15 protein-coding genes are annotated in these 17,144 nt (G+C 42.1%); 11 read left to right on the top strand and 4 right to left on the bottom strand.

What is annotated here, in order from left to right; genetic code table 11:
• Nucleotides 1-10: 10 nt before the first annotated feature.
• The 3 genes from catA to AC4CUZ_RS12715 form a co-directional block, all read right to left on the bottom strand.
• The gene (catA, locus tag AC4CUZ_RS12725) at nt 11-931 is read right to left on the bottom strand and encodes a catechol 1,2-dioxygenase (protein WP_004979728.1); all 921 of its coding nucleotides are present in this window, start codon (nt 929-931) and stop codon (nt 11-13) included.
• A gap of 145 nt (nt 932-1,076) precedes the next feature.
• Nucleotides 1,077-1,367 (bottom strand): muconolactone Delta-isomerase, encoded by a 291-nt coding sequence (catC, locus tag AC4CUZ_RS12720; RefSeq protein ID WP_005399484.1) that lies wholly within the window; start codon nt 1,365-1,367, stop codon nt 1,077-1,079.
• A gap of 29 nt (nt 1,368-1,396) precedes the next feature.
• A complete protein-coding gene (locus AC4CUZ_RS12715; protein ID WP_279043321.1) occupies nt 1,397-2,506 on the bottom strand; it encodes a muconate/chloromuconate family cycloisomerase in 1,110 nt (369 codons plus the stop codon).
• A gap of 115 nt (nt 2,507-2,621) precedes the next feature.
• On the opposite strand from AC4CUZ_RS12715, the gene AC4CUZ_RS12710 reads away from it, so the two are divergent.
• From AC4CUZ_RS12710 to AC4CUZ_RS12695, 4 genes are all read left to right on the top strand, one after another.
• Nucleotides 2,622-3,536 carry a LysR family transcriptional regulator gene (locus tag AC4CUZ_RS12710; protein ID WP_130235429.1) on the top strand — a complete coding sequence of 305 codons (915 nt, stop codon included), beginning with the start codon at nt 2,622-2,624 and terminating at the stop codon, nt 3,534-3,536.
• Nucleotides 3,537-3,817: 281 nt separating this feature from the next.
• Nucleotides 3,818-5,185 (top strand): MFS transporter, encoded by a 1,368-nt coding sequence (locus AC4CUZ_RS12705; protein ID WP_078425584.1) that lies wholly within the window; start codon nt 3,818-3,820, stop codon nt 5,183-5,185.
• Between the two features lie 240 nt (nt 5,186-5,425).
• On the top strand, nt 5,426-6,703 hold the full coding sequence (locus AC4CUZ_RS12700; RefSeq protein ID WP_490747678.1) for a DcaP family trimeric outer membrane transporter: 1,278 nt from the start codon (nt 5,426-5,428) through the stop codon (nt 6,701-6,703).
• Between the two features lie 277 nt (nt 6,704-6,980).
• On the top strand, nt 6,981-7,868 hold the full coding sequence (locus AC4CUZ_RS12695) for a DMT family transporter (RefSeq protein WP_078425582.1): 888 nt from the start codon (nt 6,981-6,983) through the stop codon (nt 7,866-7,868).
• A 208-nt stretch (nt 7,869-8,076) separates the two neighbouring features.
• On the opposite strand, the gene AC4CUZ_RS12690 is transcribed toward AC4CUZ_RS12695, so the two are convergent.
• Nucleotides 8,077-8,271: a hypothetical protein gene (locus tag AC4CUZ_RS12690; RefSeq protein WP_039889615.1), complete on the bottom strand. Its 195-nt coding sequence runs from the start codon at nt 8,269-8,271 to the stop codon at nt 8,077-8,079.
• 352 nt (nt 8,272-8,623) lie between these two features.
• On the opposite strand from AC4CUZ_RS12690, the gene AC4CUZ_RS12685 reads away from it, so the two are divergent.
• The 7 genes from AC4CUZ_RS12685 to AC4CUZ_RS12655 all read left to right on the top strand — a co-directional run bounded on the left by AC4CUZ_RS12685 (nt 8,624) and on the right by AC4CUZ_RS12655 (nt 17,046).
• Entirely contained in the window at nt 8,624-9,460 is an 837-nt protein-coding gene (locus tag AC4CUZ_RS12685) for an SDR family NAD(P)-dependent oxidoreductase (RefSeq protein ID WP_490747677.1), read from the top strand.
• A gap of 130 nt (nt 9,461-9,590) precedes the next feature.
• Nucleotides 9,591-10,499: a cation diffusion facilitator family transporter gene (locus tag AC4CUZ_RS12680; RefSeq protein ID WP_490747676.1), complete on the top strand. Its 909-nt coding sequence runs from the start codon at nt 9,591-9,593 to the stop codon at nt 10,497-10,499.
• A 65-nt stretch (nt 10,500-10,564) separates the two neighbouring features.
• The gene (locus AC4CUZ_RS12675; protein ID WP_004693170.1) at nt 10,565-10,993 is read left to right on the top strand and encodes a cation efflux protein, CzcI-like; all 429 of its coding nucleotides are present in this window, start codon (nt 10,565-10,567) and stop codon (nt 10,991-10,993) included.
• A 47-nt stretch (nt 10,994-11,040) separates the two neighbouring features.
• Nucleotides 11,041-12,363: a TolC family protein gene (locus AC4CUZ_RS12670; protein ID WP_490747675.1), complete on the top strand. Its 1,323-nt coding sequence runs from the start codon at nt 11,041-11,043 to the stop codon at nt 12,361-12,363.
• A 1-nt stretch (nt 12,364) separates the two neighbouring features.
• The gene (locus AC4CUZ_RS12665; RefSeq protein ID WP_183173341.1) at nt 12,365-13,591 is read left to right on the top strand and encodes an efflux RND transporter periplasmic adaptor subunit; all 1,227 of its coding nucleotides are present in this window, start codon (nt 12,365-12,367) and stop codon (nt 13,589-13,591) included.
• Nucleotides 13,581-16,727 (top strand): efflux RND transporter permease subunit, encoded by a 3,147-nt coding sequence (locus AC4CUZ_RS12660; RefSeq protein ID WP_490747674.1) that lies wholly within the window; start codon nt 13,581-13,583, stop codon nt 16,725-16,727. The genes AC4CUZ_RS12665 and AC4CUZ_RS12660 overlap by 11 nt, the downstream gene beginning before the upstream one ends.
• Nucleotides 16,728-16,932: 205 nt before the next feature.
• On the top strand, nt 16,933-17,046 hold the full coding sequence (locus tag AC4CUZ_RS12655; RefSeq protein WP_010326689.1) for a hypothetical protein: 114 nt from the start codon (nt 16,933-16,935) through the stop codon (nt 17,044-17,046).
• The last annotated feature ends 98 nt before the right edge of the window (nt 17,047-17,144 follow it).

Below are 17,144 nucleotides of genomic sequence, written 5' to 3'. Positions count from 1 at the left end.
CCAAGGGTAATTAAGCGCTAGCGCGACGACGTTCAACTTCAGTTGATGGTGCAGCCGCTTGGTCTTTTACCAGTTCAACATTGAATTGAATGTGTTTGAATGGACCTGTTAAACCGCGGCGTGCAATTTCAGCTTCATCAGTGATATCGACAGCGGTAGCCACTAAGCCTTCACGTGTTGCAAATGCAAAGTCATCCCACAGGTATTGGTCACCTTCAATGTTGAATTGGGTGGTTAACTTACGGTAGCCTGGTGCAGATACGAAGTAATGTACGTGCGAAGGGCGGTTACCGTGACGGCCTAACTTGTTCAATACAAATTGAGTTGTCCCTTCTGGTGGGCAACCATAACCGACAGGCATCGTGGTGAGAGCAACGTATTTGCCATCTTGGTCACTCATGATTGAACGACGTAGATTGAAGTCTGATTGTGACTTATCGAAGAAAGAGTAGTTGCCTAAGCTATTGGCATGCCACACTTCAACTTTTGCACCTTCAATAATCTGACCATCAGTGTCAGTCACTGTCCCTTCAATAATTAAAGTCGGAATTTTGCCTTCTTCAGAACCATCATCCATACGCGCAAAACCAACCGATTCAGGTGCGCCAGCCACGTATAAAGGACCTTCGATGGTACGTGGTGTTCCGCCTGTAATGCCTGCTTTGGCATCGGCTTCATCTGCACGTAAGTCGAGGTAGTGTTCAAGACCAAGACCAGCCGCAAGTAAACCAAGTTCATTGGCTTGGCCTGCATCCGTAAAGTATTCAAGACCTTTCCAAACTTCAGTTTGGCTCAAATCTAAGTCTTCAATCGCTTGGAATAAGTCACCCAATAAACGAACCACAATTTGTTGAGTACGGGCGTCTACAGAACCTGTTGCTGTATCCACATTCATTGTTTTGACTAATGCATCAATCTGTTGACGATTCATACTATTGCTCCTTAAGTATGTTTGCTGTGTGGTGGCTAGCTTTATGAATAGGTTGAAAAGCTTAGCTGCCACGTTCCTTGTTAATTTCTTTCACTAGATCATTCATTAGGTTCCAGTGATTAAATTGCATAAAATCTTTTTTCAATTAACGATCATCTTCGCGAATAGACGATGGATGTCGGTTTAAAGGCATCACTTCAATATTCATATACGGGTACAGGGGTAAACCTTGCAAAATGTTGTGTAGCTCTTCATTGCTGTCTACATCAAAAATGCTGATGTTTGAGTACTGACCTGTAATACGCCAAATATGTCGCCATTTGCCTTGAGCTTGTAGCTCTTGCGAATATGCTTTTTCGACTGCTTTAATTTCACTGGCAGTTTCAGCAGGCATATCCAGTGGAATGTTTACATCCATACGTACGTGAAAAAGCATGTATAACTCCTAAACGGTTAAGACGTCGCTTAAGCGCGGCGTAGCTGATCAATCTTGCTTTCATCCAATTCAATACCGAGTCCTTTGCCTTGGGGTAAATGCAAAGCGAAGTCAGTGTATTGAAGTGGGGTTTTTAAAATATCTTGGGTTAACAGCAGTGGGCCGAATAGCTCGGTGCCATAAGCTAAATTTTCAAAGGTCGAGAACAAATGTGCCGAAGCAATCGTGCCGACTGCACCTTCAAGCATGGTTCCGCCATACAAATCTATACCGGCTAAGTTGGCAATCTTCGCCACTTCATGACCTTCAATTAATCCACCAGACTGAGCCACTTTCACTGCAAAAACAGAGGCCGCATTGGTTTTGGCTAAACGGTAGGCTGAGCTTGGTCCCATGAGCGATTCATCCGCCATGATGGCAAGATCAAAACGTCGTGTTAAACGCTGCATCGCATCAATATTGTCGATTGCACAGGGTTGTTCAATCAGGTCAACACCACCATTTTGTAGGAGTTGAATACCCTTAATCGCATCTAGCTCAGACCATGCACGGTTCACATCGACACGGATAGAAATGTCTAAACCCAGTGCTTGTTTAATCGCAAGAACATGTTCAACATCTTCTTCTACACGGCGTGAACCGATTTTAAGTTTGAAAATATTGTGGCGTCTTGCCTCAATCATTTTTCGGCCTTCAGCAATATCTTTTTCAGTGTCACCAGATGCCAACACCCAAAGTACAGGTAAACTGTCACGTAAGCGGCCGCCTAACACTTCAGAAAGGGGTAAATCTAAACGTTGCGCTTGAATGTCGAGTAGAGCCGTTTGAATTGCACATTTGGCAAAACGGTTACCATTAATATTCTTTTTTAAAGCACGCATAGTTTGTGCAATATTTTGAGCTTTAAGGGACTTCAATAAAGGTGCAAAATAAGTTTCAATATTGGTCTTAATACTTTCTGGGCTTTCTTCACCGTAGCCCAGTCCGCCAATTGTTGTCGCTTCACCCCAACCGACAAAGCCATCTTCAGTGCTGATTTTCACCAAGACAAGCGTTTGCGTTTGCATAGTCGCTACCGCCATTTTGTGTGGGCGAATAGTGGGGATTTCGACGAGTAAGGTTTCTATAGATTTATACATCTTAACTCTGCGCAGCCTTGCGTTGTGTACCTGATTTGATATACCTTAAAAGAATAAATATGAACTGTCGAAGATCAAATTAGCATTTTAATATATCTTAAAGGTATAAATAGTCATGGAATTGAGACACCTCCGCTACTACGTAGCTGTTGTAGAAGAGCAGAGTTTTACCAAAGCTGCTGAAAAATTATTCATTGCGCAGCCTCCTCTAAGCCGCCAGATACAAAATCTAGAGGCTGAATTGGGGGTGCAATTATTTGAACGTGGCAGCCGTCCACTCAAGACCACGGAAGCAGGACAATTCTTCTATCAACACGCTGTTAAACTTTTGTCTAATGCCGAAGAAGTCAAAGCCATGACACAGCGTGTAGGCTTGGTTGAAAAAACGGTGACCATGGGCTTTGTGGGATCGTTGTTATATGGTTTATTGCCTAAAATTGTGTATTTATTTCGCCAACAGCAGCCGCATTTAAAAATCGAATTGATTGAAATGAGTACCAAAGACCAAATTCAGGCCTTAAAAGAAGGGCGGATTGATGTTGGTTTCGGACGTCTACGTATTTCAGATCCTGCTGTGCGTCGGGTTTTACTGCGTGAAGAACCGTTGATGTTAGCGGCACATTCTAGTCATCCTTTGACAGCGCAAAAACAAGGCATTTACCTGTCGGATTTGGTCGATCAAAACTTATTTCTTTATCCAAGTCATCCCAAGCCAAACTTTTCTACCCAAGTCCAAGGGTTGTTTTCAGAATACGGGCTGGAACCTAAACATTTAAAAGAAGTTCGTGAAATACAGTTGGCACTGGGGTTAGTTGCCGCTGGAGAAGGAATTTGTGTGGTTCCAGAAAGTGCACGAACTATTCAACTGCCGCATTTGAACTATATTCCAATCTTAGATGATGCAGCGACCAGCCCCATTTTTCTGGCGATTCGTTCCATGGATGAAAGCGAAGATATTCGTTCACTATTTGATTGCATTTATCAGGTCTATGACCTTGAAGCGATCAAATATGACCGTGCATTTATCTAAACTTGGGGATTTAAATTCCACGATACTTTTAAAGTCTACATTTGAAAACGAACCATTTCAGCCATCTTTAGGGGATGGCTTTTTTTATAGTCATTTTCACTTGGTTTTGCTTATTTTCTGTCTCTCACTGCAATCATGGCTTATATAAGCTATTTATTTAAAACAATAAAAACCTTAACCGACCTTAAAGGTATAAATATAGAGTTATTCGGTTTTGGACAAGAAAGCTACTTTTGCTGCAATGTGCACAGCAACAAACATTCGCAAGCAGGAGGCTTAAAGTGAATACAAATCCAGTTAACATCAACACGGTGGTCGATGAAGCCAAATTTACGCCCTTTCATTGGAGTGTACTCATTTGGTGTCTACTGATTATTATTTTTGACGGTTATGATTTAGTCATCTATGGCGTGGCGTTGCCACTTCTGATGCAAGAGTGGGGACTCAGTGCAGTACAAGCAGGCTTACTTGCAAGTACAGCCTTGTTTGGCATGATGTTCGGTGCGATGAGTTTTGGTACGTTGTCTGACAAATTGGGCCGTAAAAAGACCATTATGATTTGTGTGGCTATTTTTAGTGGCTTCACCTTTCTAGGCGCATTTGCAAGCAATCCTATTGAGTTTGGTATTTTACGTTTTCTTGCGGGACTTGGCATTGGTGGAGTGATGCCAAACGTGGTCGCACTCATGACTGAATATGCCCCGAAGCGTATTCGTAGCACACTCGTGGCGGTTATGTTCAGTGGTTATGCTATTGGCGGGATGACGTCAGCTTTACTGGGTGCATGGTTGGTAACAGACTATGGTTGGAAAATCATGTTCTATATCGCCATCATTCCATTTCTGGCTTTGCCGATTCTTTGGAAGTTTTTACCTGAGTCTTTAATGTTCCTGACTAAAAAAGGCGAAACTGAAAAAGTCCGTGAAATTGTGCAAAAAATTGCACCTGAGCAAGCCATTCAGCCAGAAACGACATTTAAGCTCAACGAACCTGTTGCAGGTGATGATGCTCCATTAAAGGCATTGTTCCAACAAGGTCGTACCTTTAGCACCATGATGTTTTGGGTGGCATTCTTTATGTGCTTACTCATGGTTTATGCGCTTGGAAGCTGGTTACCAAAACTAATGATTCAAGCAGGTTATTCGCTTGGTGCAAGTATGATTTTCTTATTTGCTTTAAATATTGGCGGTATGGTGGGAGCAATTGGCGGCGGTGCGCTCGCAGACCGTTTCCACTTAAAACCAGTTTTAACAACCATGTTCACCGTGGGTGCTATTGCACTAATTCTACTTGGTTTCAACAGTCCACAAATGGTGCTGTACTGTTTAATTGCAATTGCGGGCGCAGCAACCATTGGTTCACAAATTCTACTGTATACCTTTGTTGCACAGTTCTATCCAACTGCGGTGCGCTCTACAGGGATGGGCTGGGCTTCAGGCATAGGACGCATTGGCGCAATTGTTGGACCAGTATTAACAGGTGCATTATTAACTTTTGAGTTGCCACATCAAATGAATTTTCTCGTGATTGCGATACCAGGTGTGATTGCAGCTTTGGCAGTGTTTATGGTCAATTTAAAAGTGTCTGTAGATGGTGAAAAAACCAAATCAAAACAAGTGTTTGATGCAGTTAAATCGACAGCCAATTAAATAATACTGAACCCATGAGTCTAGTGCATTAGTAGTAGGCTCATTTCAAAAACTGTATGAACTGTTAAAATCAATTTGCTTTTTATAAGTTGTTTTTTAACGCGATTTTTAATGCGATAAAAAGTTTCATTTTAAAGTATTAAAAGAAATGCATTGCGTTAGAAAACAGCGATGAAAAAGAGAGCTAAATATTAAAGAGTAAAAGTCAGGACAGACTTAAATACACAGGACCCGTGTTAAATGAAACAATTTAAGAAGAACGTTTTAGTTGTCACTTTATCCATGTTAAGTAGTGCAGCATTACATGCACAAACCAATACAACGGCAGAGATTGAGCAACTTAGAAATGAAATTAATGCGTTAAAACAAATACTTCAACAGAATACGCAGCAACAACAGCAGCAAGCTGTTCAATTGAGCGCTGTTGAACGTCAAGTGTTGACGACGCCAAAAACGGTTGAAAAAACGGGTTTAGGTTTGACCAAAGGTGGGGCAGAGTTCAACTTATACGGTAATGTTCGAATGGACGCATCGTATCAAGCTGAAGGTGGTGCTCGTGATATGCCCTATAACCAAATCAATAGTGTACCTTTAGACGGAAATGCTGAAAATAGCGATCGTTTAAGATCAACCCTTTCAGCAACGCGATTAGGTTTGGACTTTAAAGCACCAGTCGCCGATCAGAACTTAAATGCTAAAATTGAGGTCGACTTTTTAGGCGGTGCAAACCTTGATAATTTACGTATTCGTCATGCGTATTTAAACTATGGTAACTGGCTAATTGGTCAAACGTGGTCAAACTTTGCGACTCCAGACTATATTCCTGAAACGATTGATGCTTTGGCTTATGTGGGTGCTTCAATTAAACGTACCCCTCAAGTGCGTTATACCCATAAATTCACGCCAAATACCAACTTAGTCGCGGCAGTGGAAGACCCGAAAGATGCCGGCATGAGCCAACGTATGCCTGCATTTACAGGACGACTAAATCATAAGTTTAATGATGCCCTTTCAGTCAGTGGACGTGCAATGGCGCATGAAAAACGTATTCAAAATCAAGAAGAGTGGGCGTATGGCGTAGGTGTTGGTGCCAAATTTGATATTACTCCTGTGACTTCTGTGAAAGCTGACTACTACCATGTAAAAGGTGATAGCAGCTTTGTATCCTTTACAAACCCTGGCGTAGTTGCAACAGGAACAAGTATTGAACAAAGTGAGTTTGACTCAATTACTGTTGGTTTAACACAGAAGTTTAATGACAAATTACGTGGTACTTTGGCTTATGGTTATATGACTTTTGATAAAAATCAGGACTACCTTGATGCTGTAGCTGATGACACCAAAATCAATAAAAACTTATGGCAAGCATGGGGTAATTTATTCTATAGCCCAGTTCAGCCTGTTAGCCTTGGCGTAGAGTATGTTTACGGTGAGCGTGAAGCATTTGCACCTGCGGCAAATGGTAGTAAAAAAGGTGAAGACAACCGTGTGAACTTGGTTGCGATTTATAACTTCTAATACTTGAAGTGATAACCCGTTTTCACTTTGATATGTATAGATCGAAGTGAAATTTCACATAGAAGCCGAAGGATAAGCCCTTCGGTTTTTTATGTCTTGCTGTTTAATTTCCTCAATACTCAATTTTGAGGAAATGTTGCGAAAGTAATGCAATAGTAGAAGTTTCGTCAGAACTTAAGTTATTTGTCACATAAGAATAAGTCATGAAAATAAAGCACAGTTGCTGCCATCAACGGGTTACATTATGTGAGGTAAGTAACTGTATATAGAGTACTTGATGACAATAACATGGATTCTTTTTACGCTTATGGCCGCTTTCATGCAGGCTTGGCGCAACGCTTTTCAAAAGCAACTCAGTACTACTGTAGATGTTTATGGAGTAACTCTAGCGCGGTTCATTTTTGCTTTACCTTTAGCACTGATTTACATCAGTTGCCTTTACCATTTCCAACCTGTGACAGAGTCCGTCTATTTCAATCTCCGTTTTGCTATTTATGTACTTATTGCAGCATTGAGCCAAATTGCAGCGACAGCCTTGATGGTGCAACTTTTTAAGCAAAAAAATTATGCGATTGGAGTGGGTCTTGCTAAAAGTGAGGCAGTACTTGCCGCGATTATCGCCGTGGTCTTTCTATCCGATCATTTAAGCCTTTTAGGCTGGTTTGGGGTTGCTGTCGGAGGTTTTGCAGTTTTTTTAATGTCCAAAGGGCGGGACTTTTCTGATTTTTCCGTGCAAACCTTATGTATAGGTATCGGTAGTGGTTTATGTTTTGCCATTACCTCGCTCTTGGTACGTGAGGCCAGTTTAGAACTAGATAATTTACCATTTATTCACCGTGCTGCTTGGGTGCTCTTAATGGTGATTGGGACACAGTGCTTTTTACTTTTAATGTATTTGGGTATATTTCGCCGTGCAACATTATGGGCCATGTGGCAGCGTATTGGACTTACATTTCGTGTCAGCTTATGTAGTTTTTTGGCGTCACTGGGTTGGTTTAGTGCCATGAGTATACAGTCCGTGCCCATTGTAAAAACTTTGGGGCAGGTTGAGATTATTTTTAGTATGTTGATTTCAGCCTACTTCTTTAAAGAAAAGCTGGCACGTGCTGAACATCTTGGTATTGTATTGGTAGTGATTGCAGCGTTTTTAGTGATTTGGGCTTGAAGTCTGATCTTTACACATCCCCGTCATTCATTTGTAATGACATTAACCATTCAAAATATAATTTAACTGCCGTTTTACTAGTCTTCAACTCAAAAAAATAGAGATTAAACCCATGTCTAGGTTTAATCTCCAAAGTGTATTTTCTCGTGGAGTTTAATTTTGAGGCCCGAATTTAGATGTTGATATTAGTGCAGCAAACTTCAGATTCTTATTGAAGAAGGTAGTTTTGATCTGCACCGACAAAGAAAATCACACCTATACAAAAAAGCCCACAGTAAATCGCAAACCAGATAATCATGTTTTTAAATGCTTTATCTGAAATTGAACTATCTGCATATTTTGCTGGTTTTTTTGAGTCTAGATCTTTCATGGTTACTGCACTCAACTGAGGTGATGAGTACATTATGCAAATCAAAAGACTGATGAAACAGGTACAAAAACAAGATTAAAAAAATATAACAGATGAAGCAGAATTGCTCAGGGCTGTTATAGTCTAAAGCCTATGTGACACACTATGTAGATATCAGTAACTTGTTTTCAGAGTCCTATCACTTGAAAATACAAGAAAATTAAAAATGATCTTATATTTAAAATACCACTCATGAATTTTATACATACTGAATCATTAGAAATGATCATTTCGTTCATGCCTATAATTTTTGTACATTAACTAAAATAGACCTTGTCTGCGTAGAACCAAAGTACTTGAACCTTCAGCATGACATTTAAGTTTAAAACGATATTTAGAGAGCATTATGAAAAATTTTGAGAATAAGGTGGCTGCGATCACAGGCGCAGGTTCAGGCATTGGGCAGCAGTTAGCGATTCAACTGGCAAAGCAAGGTGCACATTTAGCACTCAGTGATGTCAATGAACAAGGTTTGGCGGAAACCTTAAACCACGTCAAAGATTATCCTGTTTCAGTCACGCTCACAAAACTAGATGTTTCAGACCGTAAGGCTGTAGAGGATTGGGCAAAGCAGAGTGAGCAGGATTTCGGACAGGTCAATTTAGTTTTTAACAATGCAGGGGTCGCGTTAGCGAGTACTGTTGAAGGCCTGAGCTATGAAGATGCCGAGTGGATTTTCAACATCAACTTTTGGGGTGTGGTGTATGGAACCAAAGCTTTTTTACCCTACTTAAAACAAAGTGGCTGTGGGCATATTGTGAATATTTCAAGTTTATTTGGGCTCACTGCTCAACCTACTCAAAGTGCCTATAATGCGACAAAGTTTGCTGTCCGTGGTTTTACCGAGGCACTACGTCAAGAGTTAGATTTGCAAAACTGTGGCGTCAGCGCAACTTGTGTTCATCCGGGCGGTATACGTACCAATATTGCCAATAGTGCTCGAATGAGTGACAGTATTCGTGCATTGGGTATGAACCCTGAGCGTGCTAGCCGTTCTTTCAATAAAATGCTTAAAACCCCGCCAGATGTAGCAGCACAGGCCATTTTAAAGGCTGTAAAAAAAGATGAGCGCCGTGTCTTAATTGGAAAAGATGCCAAAATTATCGATCTCGTACAGCGTATTACACCAACAGGCTATACGCAGGCCATGAGCTTTTTGACAGGGAAAAAACGCCGTAAATAAAGACGTATTCACATGAAAGATGATTTTATTGTTTTAACCGAGTATACTAAATCGAGTAATTTTTAAATTAAAAAAAGCTTCGATTTCAATGCTAAAGCATTCCGTTAAATAAAATGATAAGGAGTCCTACATGAGTGGTTCTCATAACCATGATCACAGTCATGTTGAAGTGACTGCAAAAAATGCCAAGAAATTAACCATCGCACTTGCCCTGACGTTTACCTTCTTAATTGTAGAAGTGGTCGCAGGATTTATCACGCAAAGCTTGGCCTTACTGTCCGATGCAGCGCATATGTTTACCGATGCCGCTGCTTTAGCGATTGCTTTAGCAGCCATCAAAATTGGGCAAAAACCTGCCGATGATAAACGTACTTTTGGCTATCAACGGTTTGAAATCTTGGCAGCTTTGTTTAATGCCATGATGTTGTTTGTGGTAGCCATTTACATTTTATATGAAGCCTATCAGCGTTTTAGTCAGCCACCTGAAATTCAAAGCTTGGGTATGTTGGTTGTTGCGGTTCTGGGTTTAATCATTAACCTGATTTCAATGAAGATTTTGGTGTCGAGCAGTCAAGACAGCTTAAATGTGAAAGGGGCTTATCTTGAAGTGCTCAGTGATGCCTTGGGCTCTGTGGGTGTGATCATTGGCGCACTGGTGATTTATTTCACAGGTTGGATGTGGGTAGATACCGTTATTGCGGTGTTGATTGGCTTTTGGGTCTTACCTAGAACTTGGGTGCTACTGAAACAAAGTATCAATATTTTGCTCGAAGGTGTACCAAGTGAAATTGATATCGAATCTTTACGCAATGATTTGCTGGCTTTAGGGGGTGTACAAGGTATTCACCAGCTTAAAGTTTGGGCCATTACCTCTAAGAATGTGCATTTAACAGCGCATTTGATTGCACCTGATGTAGATCAGAGAGCTTTATACCACCAAGCTGTGGAGTTATTGGGGCATGAGCATGGGATTACGCAAGTGACTTTGCAGATTGAAGAAGATGAATGCCATCCACACCAACATGAACATAGTCATTAAAAAAGACTTGACCTTAGACTTAGTCTAGGCTTTACAATAGCGTCACTTTATTTCAGTACGACATTATGCGTTCTACCACGTGGATTAGCGTCTTAGTTGCTTTATTCATGTTCCAAAGTCTTTGGAACGTGGCGGCAGCTTTTTGCGTCCATGAAGAACAAAAAACTCAAGTCGTGACGCAACAAAATTTTCATTTTGGGCATCATCAAACCACCTTGTGTGTGTCTGATGATAAGGCACACCAGCAAAGCAGTGCCGATAGCCATACTCAAACGGCAAATGATCAGTTTGAATTGGGTGAAGACCATCAAGACCATCAAGATCATTTGCCTTCAATGGCACATTTGATTATTCCGAAAGAAATAAACTATCAAATGCCGCTCGCGTTTGAAGTTCGTGAGCGTCCGCAGTTTTTTTGGCACAATGCCTATCAAGCCCCTGATTTATTGGGGCAACATCCTCCTCCTGAACTTTCCCCGCTAATGGTGGGGTAGCCTAAAACATTTCCCACCACTTCTTCTAAAAATTAGTGGGAAAAAACATGTCGAATCAATTTAAGGCGTTTATACGCCAAGCCCTTGCTGTGGGCATAACAACAGCCGCGATGCAATGGAGTTTTGCCGAACCGATCAAGACTTTGGATGAAGCTTTAGCAAAAGTAGAGCGCTATCAAAACCAAAGCGACATTGGGCAACAGCGTCAAAGCATTTCAGAGCTGAACATCAAAAACAGTGGCCTATGGCAAAATCCTAGCTTAAATATCAATCAAGATGGTTTGGGTTCAAATACCAATCAAGAGCTCAGTATTGCCATCAGTCAGCCCTTAGATGTTTTTGGACAGCGTAAGCTTAATCAAAAACTCGCAGAAACAGCGCAGCAACAAGGACAGTTACAACAACAACTGTGGACAGCACAAAGCCAATTGGTGGTGAAATTTGCATGGTCTCAGTTGGCTTTGGCACAAGTTGAAAAATCGCTGTACGCAGTACAACTCAAAGTGAGTCAAAACAATTTAGACAGTGCCAAAAAACGTTATCAGGCGGGCAGTATTGCTTTGGTTGACTATGAACGTGCGCAAATCGAAAGTTTGGATATGCAGCGCTTATACCAACAAGCGGTACTGTCAGAACAAGTAGCACAGCGTCAACTCTCAAACCTTTGGGGCGAAACCAAAGCCGATATTCAACTCAATGCGACCTCAATGCCATGGCCAGATCAAAGCGATGCCACAGTACAGCGCTATATTGCTGAAGGTTGGTTGGAAAAGCTATATGCACTGAACATTCAACAGTCCAATTTAAACATTGAAAGTTTAAAAGTGCAGGCACGTCCCAATCCGACCTTAAATGTCGGCATGAAACGGAGCCAAGCACCGAATGAAAGTAGCGATACCACATTAGGTGTCGGCGTGGATATTCCGCTGAATATTTTTAACCGTCAGCAATACAGCATTCCGATGGCCCAGCGTCAGCAAAGCCTGTTGAATCAGCAGCAACAGCGTGAGTTAAAACAGCAGATTTTAGATATCGCCAATGCCATGCATGAACTCAAAGGACTAAATAAACAGTTTAGTTCGATGAGTCAACAAACGTCTTTGGCAGAACAAGTGCAAGTCCGCACGCTGCAAGGTTTTAAAGCGGGAAAGCTGTCCATTACCGACATTCAACAAGCCAACTTACAGCTGCAAAGCATACGCCTTGGGCAGTTGCAGTTATTACGTCAAGCTTGGCAGACTGCATTGAGCGCAGAAGCACTCAGCCTCGGTACCAGCTATGAACAGATCAGTAGTTCAGATGCTTATAGCCAAATCAATAAAAATTCAATCGCACAAATACAAGACCTCATCCTTGGCGGAGCACAATAATATGCAACTAAAAAACCAATTTGGAAAAATATCACAGCCATTGATGATTGGGCTTTTGCTCCTCATTACATTTCTCATCGCTGTTGGAATTTGGTTTAGCTCGAAAGATACAACCACTGATGAACATGCGCATGAAGAATCTGAACATTCGGATGAGCCCGAGGCCGAAAAAGGACATGCTGAAGAAGGCGAAATTCAACTAACAGCGCAGCAACTGACAGAGCAAGGCATTCAAATCGCTTCAGCTCAACAAGGTGTGGTGTCTCAAGTTACCGTTCTACCCGGAAAGCTTGTGGTCAATACCGATCAGCAAGCACACATTTCGCCAAACTTTGGTGGGCATGTGGAACAGGTGAATGTTGAACTTGGTCAAAACGTACAAAAAGGACAAACCTTAGCTGTACTGTCTGTCCCTGAACTGATTGATCAACAAGCCAATTTGCGGATGGCTCAAGCCAGTTTGGATTTGGCACGTCAAGATTATCAACGTGAACAGCAGTTATGGTCACAGGGCATTTCTGCCAAGCAAGACTACCAACGGGCAGAAAATGCTTACCGACAAGCGCAGATTACTGTGCAATCGGTGCAAAGCCGTTTAAACGCCCTAGGGGCAACAGGTGGAGTAAATGGTCGTTTTGCCATCAAAGCCCCCATTTCAGGTGTGATTAGCCAAAAAGATATCGTGGTGGGTGAAAACGTACAATTGGCCGATCAGCTTTTTGTGATTGAACAATTTAAAGAGTTATGGCTTGAGTTTAATCTGCCTGCTCAGTACTCAGGTCAGTTACAAGCCAATCAGAGTCTGACATTTAAGCCGAATGCTTCTGAGCAAAAATATGAAGCCGTCATTCAAAGCTTAACTTCTCAAGCCGATGCACAAACAGGACGTTTGGTGGTACGTGCTAAATTAAAAAGCCAAGCGGCTGAACTACGTCCAAATGTTTTGGTGAATATCTTTTTAGACAATACCAGTTCCAAAACAGCACTTCGCGTCCATAAAAGTGCTATTCAAAACATAGAAGGTCAAACTTCGGTATTTGTGGTCGACGCTGAACAAAAAGGACAAGTGCATTTGAAAGCGCAGCCCGTTCAACTTGGGCAAGCTTCAAATGACGCTCAATGGGTAGAAGTGATTTCAGGCCTAACAGCAGGACAACGCTATGTCAGTCAAGGCAGCTTTGTCCTTAAGTCTGAACTAGAAAAAGGCGAGGCTGATCATGCACACTAATCATGATTTACCCAAGCCTGAGGGTTTGTTTGAACGAATTATTCAGTTCTCTATTCAAAATGCAATTTGGGTCATGCTCTTTGTATGCACGTGGATCGCGGTCGGGGTTTATAGCTATCAAAAACTGCCGATCGATGCAGTGCCCGATATTACCAATACGCAAGTACAAATTAATACCCAAGCCAATGGTTTTACCGCACTGGAGGTTGAGCAGCGGATTACCTATCCAATTGAAACTGCAATGGCGGGTATTCCAGATTTACAGTTGACTCGTTCGATTTCACGTTATGGTTTGTCGCAAGTCACCATCGTATTTGAGGATGGCACAGACATCTATTGGGCACGTCAGCAGATTAATCAACGAGTACAAGAGGTCAAAGCAGATTTACCCAGTGATGTTTCTCCAACCATGTCGCCAGTTTCGACGGGTTTAGGTGAAATTTATCAATGGGTCATTAAAGCCGAATCGAATGCCAAAAAAGCGGATGGTACGGCTTATAGCGCGATGGACTTGCGGGAGATCCAAGATTGGATCGTTCGTCCACAATTGCAACGTGTTGCGGGGGTTGCCGAGGTCAACAGTATTGGCGGGTTTAATAAAACCTATGTCGTTGCTCCTGACTTAAACCGTATGCAACAGTTAAATATTTCATTAAGTCAACTGCAAACCGCTTTACAGGAAAATAATGAAAACCGTGGCGCAGGCTATATTGAGGAAAATGGTCAGCAGCTCACAGTGCGTGTTCCAGGGACACTCAACAGTCTTGCAGATATTGAAAATACAACGGTTGCCAGCCCAAATGGGAACCCCATTCGTGTCGCGGATATTGCGCAGGTTTCAATTGATCATGACCTCCGAACAGGAGGCGCAACCTATAACGGCGAAGAAACTGTACTCGGCATCGCTATGATGATGATGGGGGAAAACAGCCGAACGGTGTCTAAAGCTGTAGATGCCAAAATTCAGGAGGTGCAAAGCAGTTTACCGCAAGGTGTCACAATAGAAACGGTTTATGACCGTACCACTTTGGTGGAAAAAGCCATTAAAACGGTACAAAAGAACTTGGTCGAAGGCGCAATCTTGGTGATTGTGATCCTCTTTTTATTCTTGGGTAATATTCGTGCGGCGTTAATTACGGCCTGCGTAATTCCGCTGTCTATGCTGTTTACTTTAACAGGTATGGCACAGCAGAACATCAGTGCCAACCTGATGAGTTTAGGGGCATTGGATTTCGGGATTATTGTCGACGGTGCAGTGGTAATTGTTGAAAACTGTATTCGCCGTTTAGCCCATGCCCAGCAGTTACTCAAACGTCCGTTAACTCAGTCGGAACGTTTTAAAGAAGTGTTTTTGGCAGCGCGTCAAGCCCGCCGTCCACTCATTTTTGGTCAGCTGATTATTTTAGTGGTGTATTTACCGATTTTTGCACTGACCGGTGTAGAAGCAAAAATGTTCCACCCAATGGCTTTGACTGTTGTACTTGCGCTCGTTGCAGCCATTATTTTGTCGATCAGCTTTGTACCTGCGGCTGTCGCACTTTTTGTTAAAGGTGACATCAAAGAAACTGAAAGCCGTTGGATGCTGTGGCTAAAAAATCGTTATCAGCGGGTATTGGACTGTGCCTATCAGTATAAAGCGGTGGTTTTAACCTTTGCACTGTGCTTGTTGATGTTGACAGGATTACTTGCAACGCGTATCGGCAGTGAGTTTGCACCGCAACTGAGTGAAGGTGACTTTGCTGTACAGCAACTGCGCTCTCCAAGCACAGGCTTAGAAGAGTCACTTCGTATTCAGGAAAATACGGAAAAGCTACTTCTGAAAAAATTCCCTGAAATACACGCTATTTTTGCGCGGACAGGCACGGCTGAAGTGGCGACCGATGTTATGCCGCCGAATATTTCAGATGGTTATGTCATGTTGAAACCCCGTGATGCATGGCCAAACCCAAAAGAAACACTCGATGAACTGCGTAGCCGTATGCAGGCCTATTTAGCTACATTGCCCGGTAACAACAGTGAGTTTTCTCAACCAATTGAACTGCGTTTCAATGAGTTAATATCGGGCGTGCGTAGCGATGTCGGTGTCAAAATCTTTGGCGATGACATGCAAGTACTAAATGCGGAAGCTGAAAAAATCAGTAAATTGATTCAACAGGTTTCAGGCAGTACCGCCGTTAAAGTTGAACAAACGTCGGGTTTACCTTTGCTCAATGTAGAAATTGATAAAAGTTTAGCAGCTCAATATGGCCTAAGTGTCAAAACCATACAAGACTATGTATCAGCAAGCATTGGCGGACAAAATGTTGGTGAAATTTTACAGGGTGACCGCCGTTTTGACTTTGTGATTCGACTTAGTGAACAAGACCGTAGTGTCAGTGGGATTGCGCAACTGCCAATACAGCTTCCGAACGGTGGCAGCATTCTGCTCACTGATATTGCCACTGTAAAAATGATGGATGGCATCAACCAAGTCAGCCGTGAAAATGGCAAACGTCGTGTGATTGTCACGGCGAATGTGGAAGGGCGTGATTTGGGCTCTTTTGTCACAGAAGTACAAAGTCAGCTTAAGCAGTATCCTCTACCAAGTGGTTACTGGATTGAATATGGTGGTCAGTTTGAAAATCTGGCCTCGGCACAGGCTCGAATGCAGATTGTGATTCCACTGGCATTATTAACGATCTTTATTTTGCTGATGGCCGTTTTCCATAACATTAAAGAAAGCTTGCTTGTGTTCACTGGCGTTCCATTTGCCCTAACTGGTGGTGTGCTTTTCTTGTGGTTAAGAGACATTCCCTTGTCGATGTCGGCGGGTATTGGTTTCATTGCCTTGTCCGGGGTTGCCGTCTTAAATGGTTTGGTCATGCTGACCTTTATTAAAGAACTAAGAGAGCAATACCACCTACATGAAGCCGTTTGGCAAGGGGCAATATTGCGCTTAAGACCTGTTTTAATGACCGCTTGTGTGGCGTCCTTAGGTTTTGTTCCCATGGCGCTTGCCACGGGCACAGGGGCAGAGGTTCAACGTCCACTGGCGACCGTGGTGATTGGTGGAATTATTTCTTCGACGTTATTGACCTTGGTGCTATTGCCAGTGTTGTATCGTTGGATGAATGCAAAGAAAGAAACGAAAATTTAACCCTTTAATCAACTGAAGCATGAGGAGGCAAAATAGTCTCCTCATACTTTTTTATACTACTTGATATCAGTCTGATCGCTTTTGGGCGTTAAAAATGGCAAATCTGTTATAGTCTGTTATATTTTTTTCACAAAGAACTGTATCTGTCCTTTCGTATAGGAAACCTTAGAATAATGAATATAGATAGAGCGTTGAGGTATTGGAAATGAACTTTTTACTGAAGAAAAATAGAGCTTGGTTTGTATTCTTTATCATTACTTTATATTCGTTTCTTGGATTTTTTCTTGGATTTATCATTTGGGAATACTTTTTGAAGTAAGTACATAGTAACACTAAAGAAAACTAAGGCAGCTAATACTTCAAAAAGTGATCTGAATCTTACTTTTCTGACTACCAGACTCAACTCATAACGAGACA

It is taken from the genome of Acinetobacter sp. 789_lipA (assembly GCF_058242845.1).
This window is presented reverse-complemented; position numbering and strand designations above follow the sequence as displayed.

Coding starts and splice junctions, on each gene's coding strand:
- AC4CUZ_RS12700 (WP_490747678.1), top strand. CDS start 5,426: ATGAAACAATTTAAGAAGAACGTTTTAGTTGTCACTTTATCCATGTTA.
- AC4CUZ_RS12670 (WP_490747675.1), top strand. CDS start 11,041: ATGTCGAATCAATTTAAGGCGTTTATACGCCAAGCCCTTGCTGTGGGC.
- AC4CUZ_RS12680 (WP_490747676.1), top strand. CDS start 9,591: ATGAGTGGTTCTCATAACCATGATCACAGTCATGTTGAAGTGACTGCA.
- catC (WP_005399484.1), bottom strand. CDS start 1,367: ATGCTTTTTCACGTACGTATGGATGTAAACATTCCACTGGATATGCCT.
- catA (WP_004979728.1), bottom strand. CDS start 931: ATGAATCGTCAACAGATTGATGCATTAGTCAAAACAATGAATGTGGAT.
- AC4CUZ_RS12655 (WP_010326689.1), top strand. CDS start 16,933: ATGAACTTTTTACTGAAGAAAAATAGAGCTTGGTTTGTATTCTTTATC.
- AC4CUZ_RS12715 (WP_279043321.1), bottom strand. CDS start 2,506: ATGTATAAATCTATAGAAACCTTACTCGTCGAAATCCCCACTATTCGC.
- AC4CUZ_RS12675 (WP_004693170.1), top strand. CDS start 10,565: ATGCGTTCTACCACGTGGATTAGCGTCTTAGTTGCTTTATTCATGTTC.
- AC4CUZ_RS12690 (WP_039889615.1), bottom strand. CDS start 8,271: ATGTACTCATCACCTCAGTTGAGTGCAGTAACCATGAAAGATCTAGAC.
- AC4CUZ_RS12710 (WP_130235429.1), top strand. CDS start 2,622: ATGGAATTGAGACACCTCCGCTACTACGTAGCTGTTGTAGAAGAGCAG.
- AC4CUZ_RS12685 (WP_490747677.1), top strand. CDS start 8,624: ATGAAAAATTTTGAGAATAAGGTGGCTGCGATCACAGGCGCAGGTTCA.
- AC4CUZ_RS12665 (WP_183173341.1), top strand. CDS start 12,365: ATGCAACTAAAAAACCAATTTGGAAAAATATCACAGCCATTGATGATT.
- AC4CUZ_RS12660 (WP_490747674.1), top strand. CDS start 13,581: ATGCACACTAATCATGATTTACCCAAGCCTGAGGGTTTGTTTGAACGA.
- AC4CUZ_RS12695 (WP_078425582.1), top strand. CDS start 6,981: ATGACAATAACATGGATTCTTTTTACGCTTATGGCCGCTTTCATGCAG.